The sequence below is a fragment of the Clostridium frigidicarnis genome, from assembly GCF_900111985.1.
GTDB lineage: Bacteria > Bacillota > Clostridia > Clostridiales > Clostridiaceae > Clostridium_Z > Clostridium_Z frigidicarnis.
Map to the genome: position 1 here is coordinate 18,256 of NZ_FOKI01000024.1, position 21,735 is coordinate 39,990.

Genomic DNA, 21,735 nt, shown 5'->3' on the forward strand with positions numbered 1-21,735 from the left:
TGATATAAATGGAACAAAATAATGTTAAAAACATGATTGCAGAGGTTTTTAATGATATAGCAGATGGAATAGAATCTGGAAGTTTTAAAAAAAAGGTTAAAATAGGATTAACTATACTAGGTTCAGAGCATGGTGTAGAAGAAATGATTAAAGCTGCAAAGCTTGCTAAGAGTAGATATGGTAATTTTGAGATAGTTTTAATTGGTTCAAAAGTAGAGTGTGATTTTGAACAATTTGTAGTTGAGACATCTGAAGAAGGACATAAGAAAATGGTTGAACTTCTAGAAAGTGGTTATATACAGGGTTGCGTTACACAACATTTTGATTTTCCAATAGGAGTTTCAACTGTAGGAAAGGTTACAACGCCAGGTAAAGGTTGTGAAATGATACTTGCAACAACTACAGGTACAACATCTACTAATAGAGTTGAAGGTATGGCTCTAAATGCTATATCAGGAATAGCAGCAGCAAAAGCAATAGGAATAAAAAATCCTACGGTAGGTATTCTTAATATAGAGGGTGCAAGAAAAGTTGAGAAAATACTTAAAGAGGTTAAAGAGGCAGGTTATGAACTTGAATTTACTGAATCTTTAAGAGCTGATGGTGGAGCAGTTATGAGAGGAAATGACCTTTTAGCAGGAACACCAGATGTTATGGTATGTGACTCTTTAACAGGAAACTTACTTGTAAAAATGATGTCATCATTCACAACAGGTGGAAGTTATGAAACTGTAGGGGCAGGTTATGGACCAGGAATAGGAGAAAACTATGATAAACTTGTGAATATAGTTTCAAGGGCATCAGGAGCTCCTTTAATTTGTGAAGCTTTAAGATTCTGTGCTACATGCGCAGAAAATAAGGTTTTAGAAATAGCTACATGTGAATTTAAAAAGGCTAATAAAGCTGGATTTAAAGAAATAATAGCTAATAACACAAAGGAGAAAGCAAAATCTTCTAATGAAGAAATAAAAATGCCTCCAAAGAAAGTTGTAACTTACTCTATAGCTGGAATAGATATATTAGAGTTAGATGATGCATGTAAAGCTCTTTGGAAAGAGGGAATATATTCAGAAAGTGGAATGGGATGCACAGGTCCAATAGTACTTGTACCAGAAAATGAGGGTAGTAAAGCAGAAGAAGTTTTAGTTAAATCAGGATATAAATCATAAAACAATGACGAATTACTATTAACTTAGTAATTCGCCATTTTTTTATGAATATGAATAAATATTGTATGAAAAGTATAATGTTAAAAATTAGAAAAGCTATAAAATATATATCCAATAATTTATAATTTTTTTCGAAAATATATTCACATTTTTCGACTTTATGATATAATCTACATGTGGAGTTAATTTATATATAGTAAAATATAGACGAAATTCGGCAAAAAATCGAACTTTAAAATAAAAATCATAAAAAACATTCGTTTAAAAGTGAAAATTCATAAGAAAATTAAAAAACATAATGCTACATTTAAAGAAAATAATTCAAAGGTAAAATATAGAAAAACACCATTTTATCTAGAAAATATTTAATTTTGCAAATTTTATGTAAACAAAATGAAAAAGTTTACATGGATAAAAATACGAATATTAATAATAAAAGATTATATTAATATATATCATAGTAAAATTATATATGTATATTAAGTTGCGATTTATAATATACTTCTATTGTTAATATAATATGAAATATTTTTTTTATATTATATTTGTAAAAGATTTCATAAGAAAAGTTAATTTTTTATTTAATCAAAAAAGTCATAATAATGGCTTAAAATTAAATATTAAAAATATAAAATTAAAAGGGATATTAGGAGGTAATTTTTATGAATAGAAGAAAGGTGATAGCAACTCTATCAGCAGTTGCTGTAGCGGCTACAATGTTTGTGGGATGTGGAGGAAGCAGTAATAGCTCAAGCAACTCTGGAGCTTCAGGAACTAAACTAAAGGTTGGTTTAGTAACAGACCAAGGAGGGGTTAATGATGGTTCCTTCAATGAATCAGCTAATAGAGGTATTGAGCAGGCTGAAGGTGAATTAGGAATTCAAAAGTTAAACGCTATAGAATCAAAATCAGTTGATGTTTATGAGCCAAACTTAAAAACAATGTCTTCTCAAGCTGATTTAACAGTTGGGGCAGGATTTATGATGCAACAAGCAATGGACAATGTATCTAAACAAGCAGCTGATAAGAAGTTTGTAGTTGTTGATACAGAGGTTAAAAACCCAAATGTACAATCAATATTCTTTAAAGAACAAGAAGGTTCTTTCTTAGCTGGAGTTATGGCTGGAAAGTTAACTAAAACTAATAAAATAGGATTTGTTGGAGGAAAAGAAGGAGAGGTTATAAATAGATTTGAAGCTGGATTTGTTGCTGGTGTAGCATCAGTTAATCCAGAAGCAGCTAAAGGATTAATGGCAGTAAGTGAAACTCAACCAGGAAAATTTGTAACATATGTTGATTCATTTGATGACCAACAAAAGGGTGTTACAGCTGCTAAAAAACTTTACCAAGATGGAGCAGACATAGTAATGCATGCTGCTGGTGGAGTTGGTTTAGGAGTATTTAAAGCAGCTGAAGAAATGGGAAAATTTGCAATAGGTGTTGACTCAGATCAAGCTGTTGCGGCATCTTCAAAAGGCTACAAAGATGTAATATTATTCTCTATGGAAAAGAAAGTTGATGTTGCAGTTAAGAATGTAATAAAACAAGTACAAGATGGAAACTTTAAGGGTGGAGAAACTCAAGTTTTAGGTATTAAAGAAGGTGGAGTTGGTATAGCGCCAACATTACATGAGAATGTTACTAAGGAAGCTCAAGATTTAACTAAAAAAGCTGAGCAATTAATAAAGGATGATAAAATAGCAGTTCCAGGAACAAGAGCAGAACTTTTAGAATTCCAACCAGTAGAAATAAAATAGTTTAAGTTTTTATAGGCTAGATGGTCTGCATCTAGCCTATATTTGAAGTTAGGAAGGAGAAAATCTATGGAAAAGGTTATTGAAATGAAAGGTGTTACTAAGGTTTTTCCAGGAATTATAGCAAATGATAACGTAGATTTTGACTTAAACAAGGGAGAAATCCATGTTCTGTTGGGGGAAAATGGTGCAGGAAAAACTACGCTTATGAATATTTTATATGGACTATATCAACAGGAAGCTGGAGATATTTTTGTAAAGGGACAAAAAGTTAATATAAAAAATCCTAAAGAAGCTATAGGCCTAGGAATAGGAATGGTTCACCAACACTTTATGCTTGTTCATAATTTTACAGTTGCTCAAAATATGGTATTGGGACATGAACCAAAAAATGGACTAAAAATAGATATGAAAAAAGCTATAAAGGATACAGAAGAATTGTCAAAAAAATATGGATTTAATATTGATCCAAAGGCTGTCATAGAGGATATGACTGTTGGACAACAACAAAAGGTAGAAATCTTAAAGGCATTGTATAGAGGAGCAAATATTCTTATATTAGACGAGCCTACTGCAGTTTTAACTCCTCAAGAAATAGAAGAATTAAGTGAAATTTTAAGAAATTTAGTTAATGAAGGAAAGTCTATAATACTTATAACTCATAAACTTAAAGAAGTTATGAAAATGAGCGATAGAGTTACAATAATAAGACGAGGTAAAAAAATAGATATTGTTAAAACTAAGGATACTAGTATAGATGAACTAGCTGAAAAAATGGTTGGTAGAAAAGTTAACTTAGTAGTTGATAAGGATGAATGTAAAGCAGGTAAGACTGTTTTAAGTATAGAGAATTTAAGTGTGTTAGATAACAGGAAATTACCAGTAGTAAAAGGGGTAAGTCTTCAAGTTAGAAGAGGAGAAATAGTTGCATTAGCTGGTGTTGATGGAAATGGACAAACTGAGTTTATAGAAGGAATAACAGGTCTTAGAAAAACTGAGAGTGGGACAATTATATTAAATGGAAATGATGTAACTGGAAAATCTCCAAGAGATATAATTGAATCTGGATTAGGTCATATTGCTGAAGATAGACATAAAAGAGGACTCGTTCTTGATTTCTCATTAGTTGAAAACTCTATTTTGGGCAGTCATTATAAAAAACCATTTGCCAATGGTATAATGATGAATTATGGAAAAATAAGAGAACATGCTAAAAGCTTAATAAAAAATTATGATGTTAGAACACCAAATGAAGATGTTAATGCATCTGCTTTGTCTGGTGGTAACCAACAAAAAATGATAATAGCTAGAGAAATAGATAAAGATCCAGAACTTATAATAGCAGCTCAACCTACAAGAGGAGTAGATGTTGGAGCTATAGAGTATATTCATAGAAGACTTGTTGAAGAAAGAGATAAAGGACGTGGAGTTCTTCTTGTATCATTAGAATTAGATGAAGTTCTTGCACTTGCTGATAGAATAGCAGTTATTTATGATGGAGAGATTGTAGATGTATTAGATAGAAAAGATGCCACTGAGCAAAAACTTGGAATACTTATGGCAGGAGGAACTTTAAACAAAGAAGAGGGTAAAGGAGGAGAAAGCCATGAATAACAGTAAAGCTTCAAAGGTTACAAAAAGTTTTGTAATGTCTTTTGCTGCTATATTAGTAGGATTAATAGTTTCGGTTATATTTGTAGCAATATCTAGTGGTAATGGATTAATAGCCTCAGCATCCCTACTTTTTGGTTCTATTTGGAGAGGAAGTTTTGGGGAAAAGAGTCAGTTAATAGAGACTTTTGTATTTGCTACACCACTTATATTTACTGGAGTAGCTCATGCAATAGCTTTTAAAACAGGATTATTTAACATAGGTGTTGAAGGTCAATTTATAATTGGTATGCTTGTTGCATCTTTAGTAGGAATAATCCCAGGAATACCAAGTTTTATTCATATACTTCTTATAATCGCAACGGGAGCTTTAGCTGGTGCTATATGGGCGGCTATACCAGGATACTTAAAAGCTAAAGTTGGTACAAATGAAGTTGTTAATACTATAATGATGAACTTTATTGCAATGCATCTTTCAAATTATTTTGTATATCAAAAATTTAAAGTTGAGGGAACAGTTGCAACACCAATAATACAAGAAAATGCTCAACTTACTAGATTTTTAGGCGATCAATATAGATTAAATACAGGAATTTTTATAGCTATAGCTTTAGTTATTTTGGTATTTATTTTACTTTGGAAAACAACTACAGGATATGAGTTAAGAGCTGTTGGAACAAGTCCACATGCGGCAGAATATGGAGGAATAAATATCAATAAAAATATAGTTCTTGCTATGGCTATATCAGGAGCAGTTGCTGGTATTGGTGGAGCTATACATGTTGCAGGAGTTCAACATCAAGCTATGCAATTATTTGGATTCCCTGGGTTTGGAATGGACGGAATAGCAGTAGCCTTAGTTGCTAAGAGTCATCCAATAGGAGTTATATTCTCTGCTATATTATTTGGAGCCTTAAATTTAAGCTCAGGTACATTAATGTTATTCGGAATACCAAAAACTATATCTTATTTAATACAAGGTGTAGTAATTTTATTTATAGCTGCAGAATATATGTTCAAGTGGATATCTGAGAAAAAGAAAAAGGGGGCTACTATAAATGAATGATGTACTTTTAAATAACGCATTTTGTGTTGGTTTATTTGGAATAATAACAGCTACATTAAATCTAGCTACGCCTCTAATTTTTGCAAGTCTTGGTGGAATACTATCTGAGAGATCAGGAGTTGTAAACATAGCGTTAGAAGGAATAATGACAGCAGGAGCTTTTTTTGCAGTGCTAGGCTCTTATGTAACTGGCAATCCTTGGATTGGTATATTGTTTGCTATAGGTGGGGGAGTTTTCTTCGCAGCAATACATGCATATTTAAGTATACATTTGCAAGCAGATCAAGTTGTATCAGGTGTTGGTATAAATGTTTTCTCAAGTGCATTAGTGGGATTCTTTGTGTTTAAAATATTTGGAACACCATCTCAAACAGCAACAGTTGCATCACTAAATTACCCAAAAGAGTTTTTTGCAAAAATACCTCTTTTAGGACCAATACTTTCAGAACTTAACTGGTTTGTATGGATCGCTGCTATATTAGTTATAGCTGTTAGTTTCTTATTATTTAAGACACCATTAGGAATGAGAATAAGAGCAGTTGGAGAACATCCAAAAGCAGCAGATACTTTAGGAATAAGTGTATATAAAATAAGATATTTATCTGTCTTATTATCAGGTGTTTTAGGTGGACTTGGTGGAGCTACTTTATCCATAGGTATAATGAATCTTTATAGAGAAAATATGGTTAGTGGTAGAGGATTTATAGCTCTTGCAGCATTAATATTTGGTAACTGGAAACCAAAAGGAGCAATGGTTGCCTGTTTATTATTTGGTTTTGCAGAAGCTTTACAATTATATGCAAAGGGATGGGGTCTTGGAATTCCTCAAGAATTTTATGCAGCATTCCCGTACGTATTAACAATGCTTGTCTTAGCTGGGTTTGTTGGTAGAACAAAGGCACCAGCTGCAGATGGAATTCCATACAAAAAAGGTCAAAGATAGTAATCCGAGTTTAGTATTAGTCACATGAAAGAAAAGGTATGAAAGTAAGGTGAAATCTTAAGTTCATACCTTTTTATTGTATAGAAATTTTTAATCCTGCTTAGTTTTCCAATTTACATTTACAAGGCTGTGACTTTGAACTACAATTCTCAATTTTAAATTAAAATGTAGTGCATCCACTGTTGTTATGTGTAAGAAATCATAAAATTATTAAATTCATTATTAAAGATATTTTAAAGAAAATCTGTGATTTTAAACTATAACTTGCCACTTGTTACTTTTTACTTATCAGTTAAGAAATGGTATAGCCACTTTTAAAATGTAATTTTATTCATTGAGTTTTTCTGTTATATAATATAAACTATATAGTGAAAGCAGTTGGTTGAAGAGAGGTGAATAGACTATGAAAATGGATTTTATGCTTAATCTTACCCAAGAACAAAAACTTATAATGACACAAAAAATGCAATTATCTATAAAACTTTTGCAAATGTCAGGAATAGAGCTTCAAGAGTATATAGACAAGGAACTTCAGGAAAATCCTGTACTAGAAGCAAAAAACAATGAAGAAAATGAAGAGAGTACAATACAAGATAGAATTGATTACAAGGAACTTATTAAATATTTTGAGTTTGATAATTATGGGTCTCAAAGTTTAGGAAATTATGATAATGATGAAGTATCGCCTTTCACATTTATAAGCAACCCAACCTCTCTTGAAGAATATTTAGAACAGCAGATAATTGAATTAAATGAAAATGATTACTTAGAAATTTTATGTAAGTACATAATAGAAAACATAGATGCTAGGGGATATTTACCAATGTCAATAGAAGAAATGGCAAAAGAAATATCTGCGGATGTTAAGGATTTACAAAAAGCATTAACAATTATACAAGGATTAGAACCAGATGGTATTGGAGCGAGAGACTTAAGGGAATGTTTAAAGATTCAGTTAGAGAAAAAAGAGATGAAAAATGAAAAAATATTTAAAATGGTAGAAAACCATTTACAAAATATTGCTGATAACAAATATCAGGTTATAGCAAGGGATCTTAAAATCACACCTAAGGAAGCTCAAGGATATGGAGATATGATAAAAACTTTAGAGCCTAAGCCATCAAGAGGCTTTTATACAGGCGAGAAAGTAAAATATATATCACCAGATGCGTATATAAAAAAAATTAATGATGACTATGTAATAGTTATGAATGAATCAATAACACCTAAACTATCAATAAATAACCTTTATAAAGAAATAATCAATAATGAAAATGATAAAAATGCAGTTGATTATGTGAAAAACAAAATGAATGGTGCAATGTTTTTAATAAAAAGTGTTGAACAAAGGAAAAGTACTATTTATAGAGTTTTAGAAAAAATTATTGAAAAGCAAAAAGATTTTTTAGATAATGGAATGAATTATTTAAAACCTATGACATTGAAAGAAATTGCAGATGAACTTGAAGTCCATGAATCTACTGTAAGTAGGGCAATAAGAGATAAATATGTATATATACCTAGAGGTACAATTAGAATAAAGGATTTCTTTACTCAAGGAGTAACTAACGTATTAGAAGAGGATGTATCTGTAGTTAATATAAAAAATGAAATTAAATTATTAATAGATAAAGAAGATAAGAAAAAACCACTTTCAGATCAGGTTATATGTGATGAATTAAATAAAAAAGACATGAACATATCAAGAAGGACAGTAGCTAAGTATAGAGAGGAAATTGGTATAAAATCTTCTAGTAAAAGAAAAAGATTATAAGAATAAAGCCCACGATATTTATGTAAAATATAAATGTTGTGGGCTTTGTATTTTGTGCGAAAAAGGTACTAATTTTAAGTACGAGGGAGATATTTTAGTAATTTAATGAAATTTTATGAAAAAACCTATTTTAAAATTCCTAAAAATAACTTATAATGAAGTTGTGGGACATAAAAGTTTTTACTGGGACGTGAAAAGACCAAAGGAGTGTTTGAGGTGAATGAAATTTTAAAGTTACAACAAAAGCTAGTTCCAGAGTTATTAGAACTTTTAGAAAAGAGATATAATATATTGAAAAATATATATTACAATGAACCCATAGGTAGAAGAATACTTGCCAATAGGCTTAATATGGGAGAAAGAATTGTAAGAACAGAAGTGAATTTTCTAAAAGCGCAAAACTTAATTGAAGTAAACACTCCAGGAATGACGGTAACAGATGAGGGTGAAGAAGTTTTAGAGGAATTAAAAAACTTTATTCATGAGATTAAAGGTCTTACAGAAGTTGAATTAGCTCTTAAAGAATATTTAGGGCTACATGATGTAGTAGTTGTACCAGGAGATGCTGATGATGATGAATCAGTAAGAAAAGAAATGGGAAGAGCTGCTGCAAATTATATAAAATCTATTTTGAAAAATGATAGTATAATAGCTTTAGCTGGTGGAAGCACCATTAAGGAAATAATAGATAATTTCCCTAAAATTAATAGTATGCCAGAAGTATTAGTAGTTCCTGCTAGAGGTGGAATGGGTAGAAATGTTGAATCTCAAGCAAATACCTTAGCAGCTAGTTTAGCTAATAAACTAAAGTGTAATTATAAAATGCTTCACATACCAGATAATCTAAGTGATAAAGCTTTAAATACTATATTAAATGAAACAGAAATTAAAGATGTAATTGATAATATTAAAAATGCAGATATTCTTGTATATGGTATTGGAAAAGCAGAAAAAATGTGCTATAAAAGAGGATTATCTGAAGAAAAAGTTAATGAGATACTTAATCTTGGAGCCATTGGAGAAGCTTATGGATGCTACTTTGATAAAGATGGGAATGTAGTTTATGCTACATCCACAGTATGTGTTTCAAGAGAAGATACTAAAAATATAAAAAGTATAATAGCTGTAGCAGGAGGACAAAATAAATCTGACGCTATTGTATCAACACAGATTAAAAGTACTCAAGGTATTTTAATTACTGATGAGGGAGCTGCAAGAAAAATATTAGAAAATATTTAGTAAATAAAGTTAGCTCTTATTAACAATATTAAACATGTGTATAAATATTCTTAATGAATATATATTTATATAAAAAGGTATTTTGGAGGTAATGTTAAATGGTAAAAGTTGCAATTAATGGATTTGGTAGAATAGGAAGATTAGCATTAAGAAAGATGATAGAGAACCCAGAATTTGAGGTAGTTGCTATAAACGACTTAACAGATTCTAAAACATTAGCACACTTATTCAAATATGACTCAGCTCAAGGAAGATTCAATGGTAAAATAGAAGTTAAAGAGGGCGCTTTCATAGTTAACGGAAAAGAAATAAAGGTAACAGCAGAAGCTAACCCAGCTAACTTACCATGGGGACAATTAGGAGTAGATGTAGTACTAGAATGTACTGGATTCTTCGCTTCTAAAGAAAAAGCAGAAGCTCATATACAAGCAGGAGCTAAAAAGGTTGTTATATCAGCACCAGCTACTGGAGATTTAAAAACAGTTGTATTTAACGTAAATCATGATGTATTAGACGGAACAGAGACAGTTGTATCTGGAGCATCTTGTACAACAAACTGTTTAGCACCAATGGCTAAAGTATTAAATGATAAGTTTGGATTAACTAAAGGATTTATGACTACAATCCATGCTTACACTAATGACCAAAACACATTAGACGCACCACACAAAAAAGGTGATTTAAGAAGAGGTAGAGCAGCAGCAGGAAACATAGTTCCAAACTCAACTGGAGCAGCTAAAGCTATAGGTTTAGTAATACCTGAATTAGCTGGTAAGTTAGATGGAGGAGCTCAAAGAGTTCCAGTTATAACTGGTTCATTAACTGAAGTAGTATGTACTTTAGGAAAGAAAACATCAGTTGAAGAAATAAACAAAGCTATGGAAGCAGCAGCTAACGAATCATTTGGATACACTGAAGACGAAATAGTTTCTTCAGATGTAATAGGAATGAGCTTTGGATCATTATTTGATGCAACTCAAACTAAAGTTATGGAAGTTAATGGAGAGCAATTAGTAAAAGTTGCTTCTTGGTATGACAATGAAATGTCTTACACTTCTCAATTAATAAGAACTTTAAAGTACTTCGTAACAAAGTAATTTTATAAGTTAATACATTAAAAAGGCATGTATAGGTCTGGTTTTGTAGTTATCTGAGACTATAAGGCCAGACCTTTTAATATAAGATTATGTCATTATATAAAATTTAAAAGTCTAAAAGGTTAATAAAATCTAAGGCTAAAGAAGTCTTAAATCTGAGTATAACTTATAGTGACAAATTGCAAGTGAAAAGTTATAAGTTAAGGATGAAATCTTCTGAGGAAGATTTCTAAACTTGTCACTATAAACTATGCCACTGTCATAGTTAAAATAATTTAGATTTATATGTTATAATATCATGGTGTTAAACGGTATTAGGGTTAATAATTTAAAGTAATACCATCAATATAATTTGAAGAGGTGGATAAAATGAATTTCAATAAGAAAACAGTAGAAGATTTACAAGTTAAGGGTAAAAAAGTATTAGTAAGATGCGACTTTAATGTGCCACTAAAGGACGGAAAAATAACAGATGAAAATAGACTAGTTGGAGCTATGCCAACAATAAAATACTTAGTAGAAAATGGAGCTAAAGTTATACTTTGCTCACATCTTGGAAAAGCTAAGGGACCAGATGCAACATTAAGTTTAGCACCAGTAGCTAGAAGGTTATCTGAAATGTTAGGAAAAGAAGTAATTTTTGCAGCGGATGATATTGTTGTTGGAGAAAATGCTAAAAAAGCTGTAACTGAAATGAATGAAGGGGATGTAGTTCTTCTTGAAAATACTAGATTCAGAAAAGAAGAAGGTAAAAATGAAGAGACATTCTCAAAAGATTTAGCTTCACTTGCTGATGTATATGTAAATGATGCATTTGGAACTGCTCATAGAGCTCACTGTTCAACAGTTGGAGTAACAAACTTTGTAGAAGAAGCTGCTTGTGGATATTTAATTCAAAAAGAGCTTAAGTTCTTAGGTGATGCTGTTGAAAATCCAGTAAAACCATTTGTTGCTATCTTAGGAGGAGCTAAAGTTTCTGATAAGATAAATGTAATAAATAACTTACTTGATAAAGTTGATACTTTAATAATAGGTGGAGGAATGGCTTATACATTCCTAAAAGCTCAAGGATATACAATAGGAACTTCACTTCTTGAAGCTGATAAAGTAGAGTATGCTAAAGAAATGATGGAGAAGGCTAAGGTTAAAGGCGTTAAATTATTACTTCCTGTAGATAATATAGTTGGAAATAAATTCAGTGCTGATGCAACTCCAATAATAACAGAAGATCAGAACATACCAGAAGGTCATATGGGGTTAGATATAGGACCAAAGACTGCAAAAATGTATGCTGATGCTGTTAAAGAAGCTAAAACAGTTATCTGGAACGGACCAATGGGAGTATTTGAATTTGAAAACTTTGCAAAAGGAACAATAGAAGTAGCTAAAGCTATGGCTAATTCTTCTGCAACTACAATAATAGGTGGAGGAGACAGTGCTGCAGCTGTTAATATATTAGGATTCGGAGATAAGATGACTCATATATCAACTGGTGGTGGAGCTTCTCTTGAGTTTTTAGAAGGAAAAGATTTACCAGGAATATCTGCATTAAATAATAAATAGTATATATATTTACTAATTGTGTTTAATAATGCAAAAATTTAGATTAGTCTTAAGAAGAGTTTTAACTATAAACTTACCACTAAAATTAAAATATAAAATGTTAATTGACAATTGTCTATTGAAGACAAAGATAATCCAATGGTTAATGATCAATTAAAATATAAGGAGTGTTATATAATGAGAAAACCAATAATAGCTGGAAACTGGAAAATGCACTATACTGTTGATGAGGCAGTTAAAACTATAGAGGAATTAAAACCACTTGTAACTGAAGCAACTTGTGAAGTAGCGCTTTGTGTACCATTTGTAGCTTTAGATGCTGCTATAAAAGCTGCTAAAGGAAGTAACATAATGATAGGTGCTCAAAACATGCACTTTGAAGAAAAAGGAGCTTTCACAGGAGAAGTTGCTCCAGGAATGCTTGAAGCTATGGGAGTTGACTGTGTTGTATTAGGACATAGTGAAAGAAGACAATACTTCAATGAAACAGATTGTACAGTAAATAAGAAAATGAAAGCTGCTTTCGCTCATAATTTACTTCCAATACTTTGTATAGGAGAAACACTAGAACAAAGAGAAGCTAATGTGACAAATGAAGTTTTAGCTGTTCAAGTTAAACTTGATGTTATGGGATTAACTAAAGAGCAAATGGAAAAAACAGTTATAGCTTATGAGCCAATATGGGCTATAGGAACAGGAAAAACTGCTACATCTGAGCAAGCTAACGAAACAATAGCTGCTATAAGAAATGTTGTTGAAGAATTATACGGAAAAGAAGTAGCTGATAAGGTAAGAATACAATACGGTGGATCAGTTAAACCAAATACAATAAAAGAGCAAATGGGAATGTCTGATATAGATGGAGCTTTAGTTGGAGGAGCTAGTCTTTTAGCTAAGGATTTTGCTGGAATAGTAAACTTTGGTAAATAATTTAACAATGTAAAGCAAGCAACTTTAGAGAGAGTTAGTAACTCAAATAAAGAAGGAGAGATCAAAAGGTGAAAATGTTTTTCACCTTCTCTTTTACTAATAAATAGCTGTTTGTAGACATTGTTTTTTTTAATACTTACATAGTATTATTTAAATAAGAAAAGTAAAAATTAAGACTTAATATAAAAAATAAGGATTTTGGTTTTCAGGAGGAAGATTGATGAGTAAAAAGCCTGTAATGCTAATGATATTAGATGGATTTGGAATAAGTGATAAGGTCGATGGAAACGCTGTACGTGCAGCTAAAAAACCTAACTATGATAAATATTTTAATAATTATCCACACACACAGCTTGCTGCAAGTGGGTTAGAAGTTGGACTTCCAAAGGGACAAATGGGTAACTCTGAAGTTGGACATTTAAATATAGGTGCTGGAAGAGTAATATACCAAGAGCTTACTAGAATAACTAAAGAAATAGAAGAAGGTAACTTCTTTAAGAATGAAACTTTAAATTTAGCTATGGATAGTGCTAAGGAAAAAGGAACTGCACTACATCTTTTAGGGTTATTATCTGATGGGGGGGTTCACTCTCATATAGATCATTTAAAAGGTCTTTTAGATATGGCAAAGAAAAAGGGATTAACTAAAGTATATGTTCATCCTTTCATGGATGGTAGAGATGTTGCACCATCATCAGGAAAAGATTTCATTGTAGAAATAGAAAACTACATGAAAGAAATAGGAGTAGGTGAAATAGCAACTGTTTCAGGTAGATACTATGCTATGGATAGAGATAAGAGATGGGAAAGAGTAGAACTTGCATATAATGCAATGGCTTTAGCTAAAGGTGAAACTGCAAACAGTGCAGTAGAAGCAATGGAAGCATCTTACCATGATAATAAAACAGACGAGTTTGTTTTACCATGTGTAATAATGAAAGATGGTAACCAAGTAGCTAAAATATCTAATGGGGATTCAGTTATATTCTTTAACTTTAGACCAGATAGAGCAAGAGAAATAACTAGAGCTATAAATGATGAGGTATTTGATGGATTTAAAAGAGAAAAATTAGATCTTACATTTATAACAATGACTCAATATGATAAGACAATAGAGAAGGTATATGTAGCTTATAAACCAAGTAATTATAATAATACTTTAGGAGAATATCTATCTAAAATAGGTAAAACTCAATTAAGAATAGCTGAAACAGAAAAATATGCTCACGTAACATTCTTCTTTAATGGAGGAGTAGAAGCTCCATATGAAGGAGAAGATAGAGCATTAATACAATCTCCAAAGGTTGCAACTTATGATCTTAAACCAGAGATGAGCGCATATGAGCTTACTGATGAATTAATAAATAGATTAGAGTCAGACAAGTATGATGTAGTAATAGTAAACTATGCTAACCCAGATATGGTTGGACATACAGGAGTATTTGAAGCAGCTAAGAAAGCAATAGAAGCTGTAGATGAATGCCTTGGAAAAGTAGTTGAAAAAGTTCTTGAAAAAGAAGGATCTGTATTTATAACTGCTGACCATGGAAATGCAGAGCAAATGATAGATTATTCAACAGGAAAGCCTATGACTTCTCATACATCAGAACCAGTACCATTCTTATATGTGGCTAAAGATGCTAAAGATATGGAAGAAGGTAAACTTTCTGATATAGCTCTTACAATGTTAAGTGTTATGGGTGTTGAAGTACCTTCTGAAATGACAGGAAAAAACTTAATAAAGTAATGAAAAAGAAAATGTGCATATAAGCAACATAAACTAGCTGGTTGCACATAGTATTCTAAATTATAAAAAAACCTTGATTCCTAAATTCCAATAACTTGCTTCGCTTCGAACAAATTGGAATTTTTAACGGAATCAAGGCTTTTTCATAATAAGAATACTTAATGTTCGCCAGATAGTTTATTAACGCTTATATGCACATTTTCTAGTTATATACAACTTTCAATTTTTAACTCTCAATTCTCAACTTTTATAGTCAGTGATATTTTTTATACCAACAATTATACAGCTCATTCAGATATGTACTACGCCTTAGCCACTTTCATGTTTAAATATAGTTAAATTCCAAAAGGAAAACTCGCTTTGCTTCGAACAAATTGTGATTTTTAACCACTTAAATGATTAATCAAACATTTAAGAAGTCTTTCTTTTCTTCGTCTGCATCTAAAATAATCTTCGTTATATTTAAGAGCGTAATCTTTAATAAAGCCTCTTTTATTTAAAAGAAATCCACCCAAAAGTTCTTTATCTTTAGAAGTTAAGGATTGTAAGTATTCATTTAATTTTAAACCAAAGAATTTTCTATCTTCATAGTCCTCTAAAGTTTCATCATTAGATAATAATTCTATAGCCTCCATATCCTCATTATTAAGTTTGAAATTAAGGCTTAGCACATCTTTATGTTTAACAGTTTTTCTTATTTCATTGTTCATATTATTCTTTATAGCAACGTATACATAAGGTTCAAAAGGGTAGTTACCCTCCACATTAAAGGATTTTATAGCGTTTAATATAGATATTTTAGCTAAACTCTTAAGATCATCAAATTCATATCCTCTAATAAATACGTTCCTGCATAATTTATTAACCATTGGGTCCAATTTTATTAGTACATCATTTAAAGAATTTTCATCCCCAAGTTTTGCTTTTTTTAGAATATCAATATCCATAGGTTGAGACCTCCTTCATTCTAAAATTTCTATTCTTCATTTCTAAAGCTTGACATGAGTGTAACAATTCCTTGTATGGATATGAAATTTTTATATGATAGAATAAAAAATAGTATGGAGAGATATTATGATTTGGGAAAGTAAAGGAAGAGTTAAGAGTGATTGAAGTTGATACAGGTTTAATAAAGGAGGGATTAGAAATTAGTAACGGTAGGCATTGGATAAGGTTTTTGGAGAAAAGAAATAGACAAGTACATAATCTGATGATTTGATAAATGAGGAGCAAATATGAATTAAATTAAATTAAGATTTGAAATATAATGTTAATTTTCTGAAAAATCTAACAATTTACTTTTGAAATGTAGTAATATGTTTATAGTGGCAGATAAATGTAATAAAAAATTTAGTTTAAGGAGGCTGAATGATGATACAAGGAGATAAAGTAAGAATAAGAAAAATAAGCTTAAGTGATGCAGATTTATTATGTAAATGGTGGGGTAATGGAGAGGTAATGAAACATGTTGGGTTTACAAATGGAGTTAAAACAGATATTGAGGGTCTTAAAGATAACATAAAAAATCAATTGAACGACATGAATAAATATAGAAAATCAAGAATGTTTATTGTATTAGATAAAAATACTGAAGAAAGAATAGGAGAACTTGTCTTTCATGATTTAGATTTAGAAAATAAAAGTTGTACAATAGGAATAAAAATTTGCGAGGTTGATTATCAAGGAAAAGGTTATGGTGAAGATACATTAAGGACGTTTTTAACATATCTTTTTAAGGAATTTAACTTGCATCGTATTGAATTAGATACTTTATTTGAAAACACAAGAGCTAGAAATTTATATAAAAAAGTCGGTTTTAAAGAAATAGGTATAAGAAGAGATGCATGGATAGATGCTGAAAAAAATTATCGTAGTTTTGTATTAATGGATATTTTAGAAAAAGAAATGAAGTAAATAAATCTTTACTTTTTAGTTCAATGTAGTATAATGAAGATGAAAGTAAATTAAATACTTAATTAAAAGCTACGCTGTTATGGAATGTGGTTAAAGGCCACAGCAGCCCCCGCTACTGTATTCACTGACGAGAAGCAGAAATACCACTAAGGATATATGCCCTTGGGAAGGTTGTTTTAAGGATGAAGTGAAAGCCAGGATACTTGCAGTTAAGCTAACATGATCTATCTTCGGAGGGAAGAGAAGAAATATTTTCTATATTTATATAGAATTATTGAATCGACTTTATCCACAGAAGAGTTCTGTGGTTTTTTTATTTCTTTGAATAATTAAATATTCAAGAATAACTTAAACTCTTCCCTAAAAACAAAGTCAACAAGATATCAATGAAGATATTTTTATAATCATCAATGGAGATGATTGTTGACAATGTTTTTCTAAAATAGTATATTTAAAATAGCACAAAGAAGTGCGAAAGAGCAGTGAAGCTCCATAGGTTTGAACCTATGGAGCTTTTGCGTTTTTATCGTTACAATAGTTAAAAATTGAAAGTTGAGAGTGAAGGATGTTTTGTTGATTGTGTTCAAAAACCTAAGAATTAAATTTTTAATTTAGGATTTTTAGTAGAAAAATCAGCCATAACTTTCAACTCTCCACTTTCAACTCAAAAAATAAAGGAGAGAAAGATATGGAAAGTTTTAAGATAAAAACAGGGATTTATTTTGGGGAGGGTTCTCTTCAGTACTTAAAGGAAATAAAATCTAAAAGAGTATTTATAGTTACTGATCCATTTATGGTGAAATCAGGAGCTATAGATAAAGTAACAGAAATGCTACAAGATGTTGAATATACAGTGTTTAGTGAAATTGTTCCAGACCCACCAATAGAGCTTGTAGTTCGTGGAATAGAAGAAATAAGCAAGTTTAATCCAGGGGTTCTTATTGCTTTAGGCGGAGGATCTTCAATAGATGCAGCAAAAGCTATAATGGATTTTTCAAAGAAAATAGTATCCTTAGAAAAAATGGAATTCATAGCAATACCAACAACTAGTGGTACTGGTTCAGAAGTAACATCTTTTTCAGTAATAACTGATAAGAAAAAAGGAACAAAATATCCTTTAGTTTCAGATGATTTGTTACCAGATGTTGCTATACTAGATCCAGAACTAGTAAAAACTGTTCCAAACGTTATAACAGCAGATACTGGTATGGATGTTTTAACTCACGCTTTAGAAGCATATGTTTCAACTGATGCTACTGATTTTTCAGATGCTTTAGCTGAAAAGGCTGTAGTTTTAGTGTTTAATAATCTTTTAGAAGCCTATGAAAATGGAGAGAACATGAAGGCTAGAGAAAAAATGCATAATGCATCTTGCTTAGCTGGACTAGCATTTAATGCAGCATCTTTAGGATTAAATCATGGTATAGCTCATGTTTTAGGTGGAAAGTTCCATATTCCTCATGGAAGAACTAATGCATTATTATTACCTCATGTAATTGAATATAATGCGGATATAACAGGATATAGTAATACTAATTTCTCAGAGGCAGCAAAGAGATATTGTAATGTTGCTAGAATATTAGGATTACCTTCATCTAATCCTAGAATGGGAGTTAGAAGCCTTATAAATGAAATAAAGAAAATGCAAAAACAAATGAATATGTCAACAACATTAAAGTCATGCGGTGTTGATACGAAAGATGTACAAAGTTTAAAAGATGAAATAGGAGAGTTAGCTCTTTTAGATAAATGTACAAAAACTAATCCTAAAGTCCCAACTAAAAATGATGTAATTAAGATTGTAGAAATAATAATGGAATAAAAACATAAAACTTTAACAAAAATATTGACAAGATATGAGGTTAATCATATAATTAAATTAAGCACAATGGAGTGTGAGATTTGAAAGCAAAGAAGCTTCTTAAAGATATATTAATGTATTTTTAAGGGGCTTTTATTAGGTATATGTGCAAAAAAATAAATTTTGATTTGTTAATGAATGACAATGAAAAATAAGGTTACTGAGGATAAAAAAGGTACTATGCACCAGTATGAAAACCTTATAATTTATAGTAAAGTAGGGTGAATTAAATGGATGAAACTAAACAAAGAGTAATACAAGAATATGTACCAGGTAAACAGGTGACTCTTGCTCATATAATAGCTAACCCGAATGAAGAAATTTACAAAAAATTAGGATTAGTTATGGAAAAAAGAGATGCAATTGGAATATTAACTATAACTCCTAGTGAAGCAGCAATAATAGGTGCAGATGTTGCTACTAAAGCAGCAGGAGTAAATCTTGGATTTATTGATAGATTTAGTGGCTCTTTAGTGTTAACAGGTGATGTAAGTTCAGTAGAATCGGCTATAAAAGAAGTGTTAAATGTTCTTGAGAATATTTTAGGTTTCTCATCAACAAAAATAACAAGGACTTAAGTTATGAAAAAAGCGATATTTATAGGTAAGACAGGGTGTGGAAAAACAACTCTTTGTCAAAGCCTAAATAAATTGAATTTACAGTACCGAAAAACACAAGCCATTGAACTTTATGATAATTCTATAGATACTCCAGGAGAATATATAGAAAATAGATCTTTATATAGAGCTTTAATTGTTACTGCAGCAGATGCGGACGTTATAGCTTTAGTATATGACTGTACAGAGGAAGAGGGTTACATTCCTCCAGGGTTTGGAGCAATGTTTCCTAAAGACATAATTGGTATAATAACAAAAGTAGACTTAGCATATGATGAACAATCCATTATAAAAGCTGAGGAGAGGCTAAAATTAGCTGGAGCTACAAAAATATTTAAAGTTAATACTTTGAAGAGCGAAGGTATAGAAGAATTACTTCAATATTTAAAGTGAAATAAATTGGGGTGGAAAAAACATTATGAATAAAAAAATCGTAATAGTCGACGATGAACCTATTACTAGAATGGATATTCGTGATATCTTAGAGGCGCAAGGCTACGACGTAGTAGGTGAGGCAGCCGATGGCTTCAGTGCAATTGAAGTTTGTAAAAGTTTTAACCCAGATTTAGTAATAATGGATATTCAAATGCCAGTGTTAGATGGACTTAAAGCAAGTAAAAGAATTTCTATGGAAAGTCTAGCGGGTGGGATATTACTTTTAACAGCATTTAATGATTCAGGATTTATTGAAAAAGCAAAGAATGTAGGTGCTTTTGGATATTTAGTAAAGCCGTTAGATGAGAAATCATTTATACCAACTATAGAAATGTGTTTATCAAAGGTAAATGAGTTTAAAAAGCTTAGAAAAGATTTAGATAAGGCAAACTTAAAATTAGATGAAAGAAAACTTGTAGAAAAGGCCAAAGGAATATTAATGAAAGAGCTTAATGTAAGTGAAGATGATTCTTATAAAAACATAAGAAAATTAAGCATGGATAAAAGATGTTCAATGGTTGACATTGCAAAGACCATAATAATAGGCTATGAAGACTAAATACACTATTAATGAGCTTTGTAAAAAGTACACAAGTCTTTCAAATAATGATATAAGTAAAATAATAGATATATCTAAATCCTTGGATTTTATGGCGGATTTTGAGAATAGTGATGTTTTTATAGATGTTTTATCAAAAAGTAGAAATGTTGCTATCGTTGTTGCAGAAGCAAAACCAAAAAAATCAGTTTATCATGATTCTGTAATAGGGAAGAAGGCATTAAGAAGTAATGAACCAGGGGTTTTAAAAGCTTTAGAAAAAGGACTTCCTTCAAAGGATATAAGAGCATTAACTCAGGAATATAAATTTGTAAAACAAAAAATACATCCTATAAAGAATGATAACAAAGTTATTGCAGTTCTTATTGTTGAAAAAGATATAAGTAATGAGATAAAGGAAGATTTTAAGATAGGTTTAAATAAATCAATAGAAACAAATACTGAATCTCAAAAATTAATGAATTTAATAAATTCAAATCAAATAGTAAACAATAATTTGGATGATGCTATTCTTATATTTGACAACGAAGGTAAATTAAAAATAAAAAATAACAAGGCTTCAATACTATATAAAATGCTGGATAAAAAAAATGACATAGAGGAAACTCATTATGATAAAGTGTCATTAGATAATAAGAAATTTGACAATTTAAATAAGCAAATAAGGTATTGTAATGGTAAAAAGGTTTTGAAAAGAGAAGTTAAAGTTGGAGATTTTTACTTTAAAGTAAAAACAGTACTAACTAACGAAGAAGATTTAAGTGTGGTAGAAATTATAAAAGATATAACAGAAATAAAAAATAAAGAGGCTGAAATAATTTCAAAGTCAGTTGCAATAAGAGAAATACACCATAGGGTAAAAAATAATCTTCAAACGGTTGCATCACTTTTAAGAATACAAAGTAGAAGATGTAAAAGTGAAGAAGCAAAGGTTACATTAGAGGAAAGTGTTAATAGAATATTAGCAATTGCAGCTACCCATGAACTTTTATCAAAGGAAATAAAAGATGAAGTTAATATAATGGATGTTATAAATGCTGTAGCTAATAATGCAAAAAGGTATTTTAATAATATATCTCATAAAATTGACATAGAAGTTAATGGAGAAGATTTTTACTTAGATACTGATAGAATAACTTCAATCTCATTAATTATAAATGAACTTATACAAAACTGTTTTGATCATGCTTTTAAAAATTTAAAAAGCGGTAAAATAGAGATATCAATAAGTGGAGATGAGGAAAATAAGATAATATCAGTAGAAGATAATGGTGAAGGATTCGATACATCAAAGGAAAGTAACTCTAGCTTAGGATTATCAATAGTTAAAAGTTATATTAAAGATAAACTAAGAGGAGATATAAACATAATATCAAATAATACAGGAACAAAGGTACAATTTAAGTTCCCAATAAAAATTTAATATCTACTATGAGCTACGGAGAAGTAGCTTGAA

The 21,735-nt window shown here is 30.5% G+C and carries 18 protein-coding genes and 1 riboswitch; of the genes, 17 read left to right on the top strand and 1 reads right to left on the bottom strand.

The features are described from left to right. Positions 1 to 8 precede the first annotated feature (8 nt). From grdD to gpmI, 11 genes are all read left to right on the top strand, one after another. Positions 9 to 1,169, top strand: a complete 1,161-nt coding sequence (gene grdD / locus BM119_RS13345; protein ID WP_090042198.1) for a glycine/sarcosine/betaine reductase complex component C subunit alpha — start codon at positions 9 to 11, stop codon at positions 1,167 to 1,169. Between the two features lie 662 nt (positions 1,170 to 1,831). Then, complete coding sequence (locus BM119_RS13350; RefSeq protein ID WP_090042199.1) at positions 1,832 to 2,926, top strand: BMP family lipoprotein; 1,095 nt, start codon at positions 1,832 to 1,834, stop codon at positions 2,924 to 2,926. 66 nt (positions 2,927 to 2,992) lie between these two features. Further along, positions 2,993 to 4,537, top strand: a complete 1,545-nt coding sequence (locus BM119_RS13355) for an ABC transporter ATP-binding protein (RefSeq protein ID WP_090042201.1) — start codon at positions 2,993 to 2,995, stop codon at positions 4,535 to 4,537. Then, entirely contained in the window at positions 4,530 to 5,600 is a 1,071-nt protein-coding gene (locus BM119_RS13360) for an ABC transporter permease (RefSeq protein WP_090042202.1), read from the top strand. The genes BM119_RS13355 and BM119_RS13360 overlap by 8 nt, the downstream gene beginning before the upstream one ends. Beyond that, positions 5,593 to 6,543, top strand: coding sequence for an ABC transporter permease (locus BM119_RS13365; RefSeq protein WP_090042204.1), 951 nt, complete (start codon positions 5,593 to 5,595; stop codon positions 6,541 to 6,543). Before BM119_RS13360 ends, BM119_RS13365 begins: the two co-directional genes overlap by 8 nt. Positions 6,544 to 6,952: 409 nt before the next feature. Then, a complete protein-coding gene (gene rpoN, locus BM119_RS13370; protein ID WP_177199423.1) occupies positions 6,953 to 8,317 on the top strand; it encodes an RNA polymerase factor sigma-54 in 1,365 nt (454 codons plus the stop codon). Positions 8,318 to 8,533: 216 nt separating this feature from the next. After that, positions 8,534 to 9,556: a sugar-binding transcriptional regulator gene (locus tag BM119_RS13375; RefSeq protein WP_090042207.1), complete on the top strand. Its 1,023-nt coding sequence runs from the start codon at positions 8,534 to 8,536 to the stop codon at positions 9,554 to 9,556. A gap of 98 nt (positions 9,557 to 9,654) precedes the next feature. Next, positions 9,655 to 10,653: a type I glyceraldehyde-3-phosphate dehydrogenase gene (gene gap, locus BM119_RS13380; RefSeq protein ID WP_090042208.1), complete on the top strand. Its 999-nt coding sequence runs from the start codon at positions 9,655 to 9,657 to the stop codon at positions 10,651 to 10,653. A 369-nt stretch (positions 10,654 to 11,022) separates the two neighbouring features. Further along, entirely contained in the window at positions 11,023 to 12,216 is a 1,194-nt protein-coding gene (locus BM119_RS13385; RefSeq protein WP_090042210.1) for a phosphoglycerate kinase, read from the top strand. Between the two features lie 177 nt (positions 12,217 to 12,393). Further along, the gene (tpiA, locus tag BM119_RS13390; protein WP_090042212.1) at positions 12,394 to 13,146 is read left to right on the top strand and encodes a triose-phosphate isomerase; all 753 of its coding nucleotides are present in this window, start codon (positions 12,394 to 12,396) and stop codon (positions 13,144 to 13,146) included. A 220-nt stretch (positions 13,147 to 13,366) separates the two neighbouring features. Then, positions 13,367 to 14,893, top strand: a complete 1,527-nt coding sequence (gene gpmI, locus BM119_RS13395; protein ID WP_090042213.1) for a 2,3-bisphosphoglycerate-independent phosphoglycerate mutase — start codon at positions 13,367 to 13,369, stop codon at positions 14,891 to 14,893. A 383-nt stretch (positions 14,894 to 15,276) separates the two neighbouring features. Here gpmI and BM119_RS13400 read toward each other — a convergent pair whose 3' ends face one another. Next, complete coding sequence (locus BM119_RS13400) at positions 15,277 to 15,840, bottom strand: sigma-70 family RNA polymerase sigma factor (RefSeq protein WP_090042215.1); 564 nt, start codon at positions 15,838 to 15,840, stop codon at positions 15,277 to 15,279. Between the two features lie 424 nt (positions 15,841 to 16,264). Between BM119_RS13400 and BM119_RS13405 the strand changes: the two genes are divergently transcribed. From BM119_RS13405 to BM119_RS13430, 6 genes are all read left to right on the top strand, one after another. Then, the gene (locus BM119_RS13405; RefSeq protein ID WP_090042216.1) at positions 16,265 to 16,807 is read left to right on the top strand and encodes a GNAT family N-acetyltransferase; all 543 of its coding nucleotides are present in this window, start codon (positions 16,265 to 16,267) and stop codon (positions 16,805 to 16,807) included. A 6-nt stretch (positions 16,808 to 16,813) separates the two neighbouring features. Continuing rightward, a riboswitch (cobalamin riboswitch) is annotated at positions 16,814 to 17,032 on the top strand. Between the two features lie 463 nt (positions 17,033 to 17,495). Further along, entirely contained in the window at positions 17,496 to 18,629 is a 1,134-nt protein-coding gene (locus BM119_RS13410) for a 1-propanol dehydrogenase PduQ (protein WP_090042218.1), read from the top strand. 269 nt (positions 18,630 to 18,898) lie between these two features. Beyond that, entirely contained in the window at positions 18,899 to 19,246 is a 348-nt protein-coding gene (locus BM119_RS13415; RefSeq protein ID WP_090042219.1) for a BMC domain-containing protein, read from the top strand. 3 nt (positions 19,247 to 19,249) lie between these two features. Beyond that, positions 19,250 to 19,678, top strand: a complete 429-nt coding sequence (locus tag BM119_RS13420) for a EutP/PduV family microcompartment system protein (protein ID WP_090042221.1) — start codon at positions 19,250 to 19,252, stop codon at positions 19,676 to 19,678. A 25-nt stretch (positions 19,679 to 19,703) separates the two neighbouring features. Then, entirely contained in the window at positions 19,704 to 20,279 is a 576-nt protein-coding gene (locus BM119_RS13425) for an ANTAR domain-containing response regulator (protein ID WP_090042222.1), read from the top strand. Continuing rightward, the gene (locus tag BM119_RS13430; protein WP_090042224.1) at positions 20,269 to 21,702 is read left to right on the top strand and encodes a sensor histidine kinase; all 1,434 of its coding nucleotides are present in this window, start codon (positions 20,269 to 20,271) and stop codon (positions 21,700 to 21,702) included. The genes BM119_RS13425 and BM119_RS13430 overlap by 11 nt, the downstream gene beginning before the upstream one ends. The last annotated feature ends 33 nt before the right edge of the window (positions 21,703 to 21,735 follow it).